Origin of the sequence: Pseudoalteromonas luteoviolacea NCIMB 1942, from assembly GCF_001625595.1 — a bacterium.
Lineage (GTDB): Bacteria > Pseudomonadota > Gammaproteobacteria > Enterobacterales > Alteromonadaceae > Pseudoalteromonas > Pseudoalteromonas luteoviolacea_A.
Map to the genome: position 1 here is coordinate 1 of NZ_AUXT01000102.1, position 217 is coordinate 217.

The 217-nt window shown below is 39.2% G+C and carries 1 protein-coding gene; it reads right to left on the reverse strand.

The annotated features are described in order from the left end of the window. A partial coding sequence (locus tag N482_RS05630; RefSeq protein ID WP_196765318.1) for a transposase domain-containing protein occupies window positions 1-197 on the reverse strand: 197 nt, incomplete at its 3' end. Window positions 198-217: the final 20 nt, after the last annotated feature.

A 217-nucleotide genomic window follows, 5' to 3' on the forward strand; every position in this document is an offset into this window, starting at 1 on the left:
CTAACCACTAACCAAAGCACCTTATCGCTGGGAAGTCTGCGTCTCCTGATTGTCGCTTTAGTTGATAATTCTACTGCCTGTGCAACCCACTCAACAGAAATGTGTTCACAAAATGTAGACAGTTGAGCCAACTGTTCAAAAATAAACTCTAGTGATGAATCATCGATAACACCGTTGAACAAATAAGTGTTTGCCATAAAAAATCCGTAATCAGAAA